We start from the raw sequence: 8299 nt of genomic DNA, 5'->3' as shown, positions 1-8299 counted from the left end.
CGAAGGACGCACTTGGGACAAAATAAAAAGCCGGGGCGCGAACCCCGGCTTTTTCGATTCTGGTTCAGTGGCTTGAAGGCCGCTGCTCGCTGGCTGGATTAGCCGACGACTTCGGTATCGGAGAACCAGTAGCGGATCTCCTGGGCTGCGGTCTCAGGAGCGTCCGAGCCGTGCACCGAGTTTTCGCCGATCGACAGCGCGTGGACCTTGCGGATGGTGCCTTCGTCGGCGTTGGCCGGGTTGGTGGCGCCCATCACTTCGCGGTTCTTGGCAATTGCGTTTTCGCCTTCGAGAACCTGGACGATCGTCGGGCCGGACGTCATGGTATCGACCAGTTCGCCGAAGAAGGGGCGTTCCTTGTGGACGGCGTAGAAGCCTTCGGCCTCGCGGCGGCTCATCCATACGCGGCGGGACGCCACGACGCGCAGGCCGGCATCCTCAAGCATCTTGGTGACGGCGCCGGTCAGGTTGCGCTTGGTCGCGTCCGGCTTGATCATCGAAAATGTGCGTTCGATCGCCATGATAGGTCCTTGTGATCTGGGGATTTGCAGTGTGGCGGGCTCTATACAGGCCGCCCGCCGCATTGCCAAGGGGGCAAGGCAGCGGCCTACGCGGCTGCCGGCACGCGTTGTCCCAGACCATCATGGAGATCGAGGCAGCGGCCGAACCATTCGGCGATCGGGTCAGCGTCGTCGAGCAGTCTGAAGGGGGTAGCGATGCGGGCCCACTGGAAGGCAGAAAACACGATGTAATCGGCAAACAGCGGCCCGTTGCCACCGATCCACGGTTGGTAGGTCAGCATGCTGCGCAGCGGATCGAGCGAAGCTCTGAAGGTGTTGAGCCCGGCGTCGCGTGCCGCACTCACCTCTTCCAGCGTCTTGCCGTAGCGCGTTTCCCGGCTCTGGCGGAAATAGGCGCCATTGGCTTCATCTTGCATGGCGTGAAGTGCGGCGAGCGCTGTGACACCGAGATAGGGGTGCACTGTCAGCTGCGACCAGCGTTCGATGAAACGGGCATGCGCTTCACCGCCCTTGCCGCCAAACAGCGTCGGCCGGTCCGGATAGGCCTCTTCGAGATAGAGCGCGATGGCAAAAGAATCCGCGATCACCTTGTCGCCGTCACGGATGACGGGGATGGTCTTTGAACTGCCGTTTTCGATGGCGGGCACTTCGAGGAAACGGGTCGGCACCGCCCGGTAGTCGAGCCCTTTGTGAGCCAGCGTCATCGCCACCTTCCAGCAATGCGGGCTGAACGGACGTGCCGGATCGCGGCCGACGAGGTCGTAGAAGAGAATGGTCATTGGCGGTAATTCCCGATGGGCTGTAGTAAGTGGGCAGTGATTTTCGAAGCACCGAAGGATGACAGATGAAGCAGCATTTCATGATGTTGGCCGCTTACAATCAATGGGCCAACGAACGGATTTACGAGGCCGCCGCCGATCTGGACGTGGCGGAGTATGAAGCTGACACCGGTGCGTTCTTCAAGTCGATGAAAGGCACACTCAACCATCTCTTGGTGGCTGATCGGGTCTGGCTGAAACGCTTCACGGGCGAGGGCGATGCGCCGTCGTCGCTGGACACGATCGTTCACGCCGATTTCGCAAAGCTCCGGGCAGTGCGGCAGGCCGAAGACAAGCGCATCGTGCAGTGGATTGGCTCGCTCACCGACAAGGCATTTGCCGGGCGCTTCACCTACATGACAATTACGGACATGCGCACGATTTCACAAAGGCTCGCACCCGCGCTCACTCATCTCTTCAATCATCAGACACATCATCGTGGGCAGGCGCACATGATCCTGACGGTGCTTGGGCGAGAATCCGTCGGGCTCGACCTCATCTATTTCCAGCGGACGGAAGACGGCAGGGCATTTGCCTAAACTCAGGCCGGATACTTTTCGGACAACGAACGTCCTGTCATGAGCTGTCTGGATCATAGGATCGGGAGGTGGCTTGCCTTGCCTTCGGCTGGTATCTCAGCCAGACGATATGGCGACGCCACGGCCGCTGTGCTGGGGTGCAGGCACTTTCGAAACGCGGAGAATTCATTGCGCGCCTATGGCGAAAAGACCGGCCAGGCAATCGTGCTGCTGCTCATTGCGGGCTCCGGCATGGTGGCGATCGCGCGTGGCATGAGCCTGACCTTCCTCGCTATCCGGCTCCAGCAGGATTTCGGGCTCAGCCCGGCCATGATCGGCGTGCTGATCGGCGCGGGGCCATTGTTGGGCGCCACTGTCAGCCCCTTTGCCGGGACGATCTCCGATCGCATCGGCCGCCGCGTCGTGCTGACGACGGCTTTGCTGTTTGCCGGTCTGGGGCTTGTCGGTCTGGGCCTGGCACAGTCAGTCGCGGCCTTTGCGCTGGCTCATATCGTCTCGTCGGTTTCCGCCGCCGTCTATGAGCCGGTGTCGCGTGCGCTGATGAGCGATGCTGCACCCGAAAAACTTCGGCTGAAGATGTTTTCGTGGCGCTATCTGGTGATCAATGCCGGCTGGGCCATCGGCCCGATGATCGGCCTTGCCATCGGCGCCAACTCGCCGCTTCCCTTCGTCATCGCCGGCGTCGTCCATTTCGCTTTTTCGGCAGCGATCTTCATCATTGTTCCCAACATGCCTGCCAGCCGCAATGGCGAGCAGGCTGCGGTTCAGGCCCCTGGATTCCGCAGGCTGGGTGCGGCGCTGCGCGACCGCCGGTTGCTGTTTTACGTTGGCGGAGGAACGCTGCTGATGGCTGTCTACGGCCAGTGGTCGGTGACGCTATCGCAATATCTGACCACCAATCTTGCCGACGGCATGAAGATATTCGCCTGGCTGGTGACCACCAACGCGACGGTGGTTGTGCTTGCCACAGCACCCGCCCGGATGCTGATCGAAAAGATCGGACCGCTTCGCGCGATGGTTTTGGGCTGCCTGCTGTTCCTCGGCGGCGAGATTGGTTTTGCCGTTGCTACAAGTGCCACGATGCTGATCGGTTTCATGGTGCTGTTCACCATTGGCGAGGTGCTGGTCGTGCCGGCGGAATATGTGCTGGTCGACAAGATCTCCAACGACGACAATCGCGGCGCCTATTTTGGCGCGCACTCGTTGTGCTCGGTCGGCAATTTTCTCGGACCGTTGCTTGGCGGCCTGGCGCTTGGAGCATTGGGCGGACCGGGCATGTTCGTGCTCTTCGCCATCCTGGCGGCTGGCAGCGCTGTGTTGTTTGCTATCGGGTATGCCTCACCGCCGCCGGCGTCACTCGACGGACCGGCCGTCGATGCCGTGGGCGAACTCGCCGGAGACGTGCTGCACCGTACCCGCAGACCCGCTTTCGCCTGAAAGCAGTGCGCCAGGGGCGTTTTCGACCGCGCGTTGTGCCTGATAGGTACCGTGCGCCCTTGCCATTGCCGCAACTCTCCGCCAAAACCGCCACGCCATGCTCATAATCAATGATCTCTCCCTCCGCATTGCCGGACGTCTTCTCCTCGACCACGCGTCGTTGACCCTGCCTGCCGGGACCAAGGCGGGCTTGGTCGGGCGCAACGGTACCGGCAAGACCACGCTGTTCAAGGCGATCACCGGCGACTTCAGCTCCGAAACCGGCAACATCAGCCTGCCCAAGAACACGCGTATCGGCCAGGTGGCGCAGGAAGCGCCCGGCACCGAGGAGCCGCTGATCGAGATCGTGCTCAAGGCCGATGTCGAGCGCGCAGCACTGCTGGCCGAAGAGCTTACGACGACCGATCCGCACCGAATCGCCGAGATTCATATTCGCCTTGCCGACATCGATGCCCATTCGGCCGAATCCCGTGCGGCGACAATTCTTGCCGGCCTCGGCTTCGACGACGCGGCGCAAAGGCGCCCGGCTTCGTCTTTTTCGGGCGGCTGGCGCATGCGCGTCGCGCTTGCAGCCGTGCTGTTTGCCGAGCCCGATCTTCTGCTGCTCGACGAGCCGACCAACTATCTCGACCTTGAAGGCACGCTGTGGCTCGAGAACTATGTCTCGAAATATCCGCACACCGTTCTGCTGATCAGCCATGATCGCGACCTGCTTAACCGCGCCGTCAATTCGATCGTCCATCTCGACCAGAAGAAGCTGACCTTCTGGCGCGGTGGCTACGACCAGTTCGAGCGCCAGATCGCCGAGCAGCGCGAGTTGCAGGAGAAGGGCCGCGTCAAGCAGGACGCAGCGCGCAAGCACCTGCAGTCCTTCGTCGACCGCTTCCGCGCCAAGGCATCCAAGGCCCGCCAGGCGCAGTCGCGCATCAAGGCGCTGGAAAAGATGAAGCCGATCTCGGCGCTTGTTGAGGACAATGTTCGGCCGTTCAGCTTCCCCGAGCCGGTGAAGACGGTGGCTTCGCCGATTGTGGCACTCAACGCCGTCAGCGTCGGCTACCAGCCGGGCAGCCCGATCCTGAAGAAGATGACTTTGCGCATCGATGCCGACGATCGCATCGCGTTGCTCGGCGCCAACGGTAACGGCAAGTCGACTTTCGCCAAGCTTCTGGCTGGACGGCTGAAGGCTGATACGGGTTCAGTGACAATCGCGCCTGGTCTCAAGGTCGCGATCTTCGCCCAGCACCAGCTCGACGACCTGAGGCCGGATGAAAACGCCTATGAGCACGTGCGCCGGCTGATGCCGGATGCGCCGGAATCGAAGGTGCGCGCTCGTGTCGCCCAGTTCGGTCTCGCCACCGACAAGATGAACACCGCCGCCAAGGACCTGTCCGGCGGTGAAAAGGCGCGTCTGCTGATGGGCTTGGCCGCCTTCGATGGGCCGAACCTGTTCATCCTCGACGAGCCGACCAACCATCTCGACATCGACAGCCGCGAAGCGCTGATCCTTGCGCTCAACGAATTCCCGGGCGCTGTGATCCTGGTCTCGCATGACCGCCACCTGCTCGAAGCGACGGCCGACCGGCTGTGGTTGGTCAAGGACGGCAGCGTCAATCCCTATGACGGCGACCTTGAGGACTACAAGACGCTGGTGACGGGCGTGTCTGGCGATCGCAGGGAACGTCGCGAGGCGGACAAGGCCTCCAAGGCCGACCGCCGCCGCGAGGCCGCCGCGCGCCGTGCCTCCATGGAGCCGCTGGCCAAGGAGATCCGCGCCACCGAGGCCCTGATGGACCGCATCCGCAAGCGCGCCGACGCCATCGAGGATCAGCTTGCTGATCCGAAGCTGTACGAGAAGGATCCCACGACGGCGACGCAGCTTGCCAAGGAGCGCTCTCAGCTTGCCGCCCAGCTCAACGGTCATGAGGAAAAATGGCTTGCGATGTCGGCGGAATATGAAGAAGGCATCGCGGAGTAGGGGCTTATTCCGCGAGTCTATTGCAACAGAGATGTTTCCAGGTGCTGTCGGGCCGGACTGGCGCGACAGGCCAACATTCCACATCTTGTGGCGATGTTGGTCTGTTGGCCGCGATCAGTCGTCGAAGATCACCTGTTCCCTGACCTCGCGTGCGTTGCGCGCATATTCGGCAACCACGGCTTCCCTCGGGCCTTCCGACGAGTTCAGGACGATGTCTCGAAACTTGTCCCACGGAAAATGCGCTCGGGGTCATCACGCCGGTCCGGATCCAGCTTGGCTTGGGAAACGATATACTTCAGGTTTGGATACTTCTCCTAGCAATACCTGACGATCTGTGCTGTGGCGGCCACCTGCCAATCTGAATATCGGTCGCTCGATGCCACGGTGTTCACGATCTCTATCCCGAGCGAGTAGTCGTTGACGCCTTGCTCGCCGAAATAAACGTCCTGGTGGGAAGCCGAGTTGCGGACGTGCCAGGCGCGACGTGCCTCGTGGCAGGTGGCCCATACATTCTTGCCATGTGCGGCCTCATTCTCGTCAGGGACCAGCCAGTGGAAGCTTGCGCTTCTCGATTTGATGACGGAGACCGCGCCTTCAGATGAAGAGCCGGCGGTTGCATGGATGACGACAGCCCTGATGCCGGTAATGGGATCGACATTGCGCCTGGTTGAGGCTGAAAGGGCGTATGGAATGATGCCTGGGTACCATTCCTCGTCCAACCTGACGTTGGATGGTGCCGAATTGCTGGGAAGATTGAATTGGTATGTCCTTGGATCTGCGGCCTGAAAACCTCCCTAACTGGTGTCTGAGAAGGGTTGCAATCGCTGATTGTTCAGGTGCCAAATATGTTATTATAGATTGCAGACTGGCTTTTGTCGACATCCTAAGGTTGTTATCGCCCAGTGTGTGTTGACTGGACATTGGCGAGCGAACATCTCTATGTCTCGCTGACGCAAATCCCGATACGGTCGGCACATGAACACCCATACCAAAATTCGCATCGGCCATTCGRCCTGCCCGCATGATTGCCCTTCGACCTGCGCGCTCGAAGTCGAGCTGCTCGACGGCAAGACGATCGGCCGCGTGCATGGTGCCAAGGACAACAGCTACACCGCCGGCGTCGTCTGCGCCAAGGTTGCCCGCTACGCCGACCGCGTCCACCATCCCGACCGTCTGCTGAAGCCGCTTATCCGAGCCGGCGCCAAGGGCGACGGCAACTGGAAGGAAGCGAGTTGGGAAGCCGCACTCGATCTGGTCGCCGAAAAATTCATCGCCGCCGAGGCGAAGCTCGGCTCCGAGACGGTGTGGCCCTATTTCTACGCTGGTACCATGGGGCTGGTGCAGCGCGACGGCATCGAGCGATTGCGCCACGCCAAGAAATATTCCGGTTTCTTCGGCTCGATCTGCACCAATCTGGCCTGGACCGGCTATGTGATGGGCACCGGCTCGCTCCGCGGTTCCGACCCGCGTGAGATCGCCAAGTCCGACTGCGTCGTGATCTGGGGCACCAATGCGGTGGTCACCCAGGTCAATGTGATGACCCATGCCATCAAGGCGCGCAAGGAACGCGGCGCCAAGATCGTGGTCATCGACATCTACGAGAATGCGACCCTGAAGCAGGCTGACATGGGTCTGGTGCTGAGGCCTGGCACGGACGCTGCGCTGGCCTGCGCGGTCATGCATGTGCTGTTCAGGGAAGGCATGGCCGACCGTGCCTATCTCGAAAAATACACTGACGATCCCAAGGGGCTGGAAGCGCATCTCAGCGACAAGACGCCGGAATGGGCAGCTCGGATCACCGGCCTTGCGGTCGAGGAGATCGAGGCCTTCGCCCGGCTGGTCGGCACGACGAAAAAGACCTTCTTCCGCCTTGGCTACGGTTTTTCGCGCCAGCGCAACGGCTCGGTCAACATGCATGCCGCGCTGTCGATCCCGGCGGTGACGGGTGCCTGGCAATATGAGGGCGGCGGTGCTTTCCATTCCAATTCCGGCGTGCTGAAGCTCAACGGCGAGCTTCTCGAAGGCACCCGCATGCGTAATCCCAACATCCGCTATCTCGACCATTCGCGCATCGGCCCTGTGCTGATGAACCAGGAAGACGCGCTGTATGGCGGCCCGCCGGTGACCGCACTGCTGATCCAGAATACCAATCCGATGAATGTCGCGCCCGAGCAGCGGCTGGTGAAGCAGGGTTTTCTGCGCGAGGACCTGTTCACTTGTGTGCACGAGCAGTTCATGACCGACACGGCCAAGCTCGCCGATGTCGTGCTGCCGGCGACGATGTTTTTGGAACATGACGACATCTACAAGGGTGGCGGCAACCAGCACATCACGCTTGGGCCCAAGCTGATCGACCCGCCGGAAGGGCCGCGCACCAACCACTATGTCATCGAGGAGCTGGGCAAGCGGCTGGGCGTGTCGCATCTGCCGGGTTTCGGCATGACCGAGCGCCAGCACATCGACGTCATGCTGGAGAAAAAGGGCCTTGGCGATTTCGACTCGTTCAGGGAACAAAAGTGGGCCGACTTGCAGCCGGAGTTCGAGGACGCGCATTTTCTCAAAGGGTTTGGCCATGCCGACGGCAAGTTCCGCTTCAAGCCGCAGTGGAATGGCGGGGCGGCACCCAACAAGCCGCCGAAAAGCATGGGCATCTTCGGCCCCGTGGCGCAGTTGCCGGAATTCCCCGACCATGTCGACCTGATCGAGGTGGCTGATGCCGAACACCCGTTCCGGCTGGCGACCTCGCCGGCGCGCAACTTCCTCAACTCCACCTTCGCCGAAACCCCTGTGTCACGCGAGAAGGAGGGACGCCCGGAGCTTCTGATCCACTCTGAAGACGCAGCCGAGCTAGGCCTGTCATCGGGCGACCGTGTCGAGATCGGCAACAAGCGCGGCGAAGTCGTGCTGCATGTCAGACTCTTCGACAAGATCAAGCGCGGCGTGGTCATTGCCGAGGGCATCTGGCCGAATTCGGATCATGAGCGCGGCGAGGGCATCAATGTCCTGACT

General features: G+C 61.5%; 7 protein-coding genes. 4 read left to right on the top strand and 3 right to left on the bottom strand.

Annotated features, from left to right (window positions below; genetic code table 11):
• Positions 1-98 precede the first annotated feature (98 nt).
• Both ndk and AC1DUU_RS15870 read right to left on the bottom strand, forming a co-directional pair.
• Positions 99-521 (bottom strand): nucleoside-diphosphate kinase, encoded by a 423-nt coding sequence (gene ndk, locus AC1DUU_RS15875; RefSeq protein ID WP_476784370.1) that lies wholly within the window; start codon positions 519-521, stop codon positions 99-101.
• An 86-nt stretch (positions 522-607) separates the two neighbouring features.
• Entirely contained in the window at positions 608-1300 is a 693-nt protein-coding gene (locus AC1DUU_RS15870) for a glutathione S-transferase family protein (protein ID WP_476784369.1), read from the bottom strand.
• A 65-nt stretch (positions 1301-1365) separates the two neighbouring features.
• Here AC1DUU_RS15870 and AC1DUU_RS15865 point away from each other — a divergent pair, with 65 nt between their 5' ends.
• The 3 genes from AC1DUU_RS15865 (at position 1366) to AC1DUU_RS15855 (ending at position 5290) form a co-directional block, all read left to right on the top strand.
• Complete coding sequence (locus tag AC1DUU_RS15865) at positions 1366-1878, top strand: DinB family protein (protein WP_476784368.1); 513 nt, start codon at positions 1366-1368, stop codon at positions 1876-1878.
• A gap of 168 nt (positions 1879-2046) precedes the next feature.
• Positions 2047-3315, top strand: coding sequence for an MFS transporter (locus tag AC1DUU_RS15860; protein ID WP_476784367.1), 1269 nt, complete (start codon positions 2047-2049; stop codon positions 3313-3315).
• 97 nt (positions 3316-3412) lie between these two features.
• Complete coding sequence (locus AC1DUU_RS15855; protein WP_476784366.1) at positions 3413-5290, top strand: ABC-F family ATP-binding cassette domain-containing protein; 1878 nt, start codon at positions 3413-3415, stop codon at positions 5288-5290.
• 314 nt (positions 5291-5604) lie between these two features.
• Here AC1DUU_RS15855 and AC1DUU_RS15850 read toward each other — a convergent pair whose 3' ends face one another.
• Entirely contained in the window at positions 5605-6009 is a 405-nt protein-coding gene (locus AC1DUU_RS15850; protein ID WP_476784365.1) for an N-acetylmuramoyl-L-alanine amidase, read from the bottom strand.
• A gap of 256 nt (positions 6010-6265) precedes the next feature.
• On the opposite strand from AC1DUU_RS15850, the gene AC1DUU_RS15845 reads away from it, so the two are divergent.
• Positions 6266-8299: molybdopterin-containing oxidoreductase family protein (locus AC1DUU_RS15845; RefSeq protein WP_476784364.1), on the top strand; the 2034-nt coding region annotated here is incomplete at its 3' end.

Source organism: Aminobacter sp. P4_H6_2, from assembly GCF_056400805.1.
This window is presented reverse-complemented; position numbering and strand designations above follow the sequence as displayed.

Excerpts from the sequence above, each read along its gene's own strand:
- ndk (WP_476784370.1), bottom strand. The coding sequence starts at position 521 with ATGGCGATCGAACGCACATTTTCGATGATCAAGCCGGACGCGACCAAG.
- AC1DUU_RS15870 (WP_476784369.1), bottom strand. The coding sequence starts at position 1,300 with ATGACCATTCTCTTCTACGACCTCGTCGGCCGCGATCCGGCACGTCCG.
- AC1DUU_RS15865 (WP_476784368.1), top strand. The coding sequence starts at position 1,366 with ATGAAGCAGCATTTCATGATGTTGGCCGCTTACAATCAATGGGCCAAC.
- AC1DUU_RS15855 (WP_476784366.1), top strand. The coding sequence starts at position 3,413 with ATGCTCATAATCAATGATCTCTCCCTCCGCATTGCCGGACGTCTTCTC.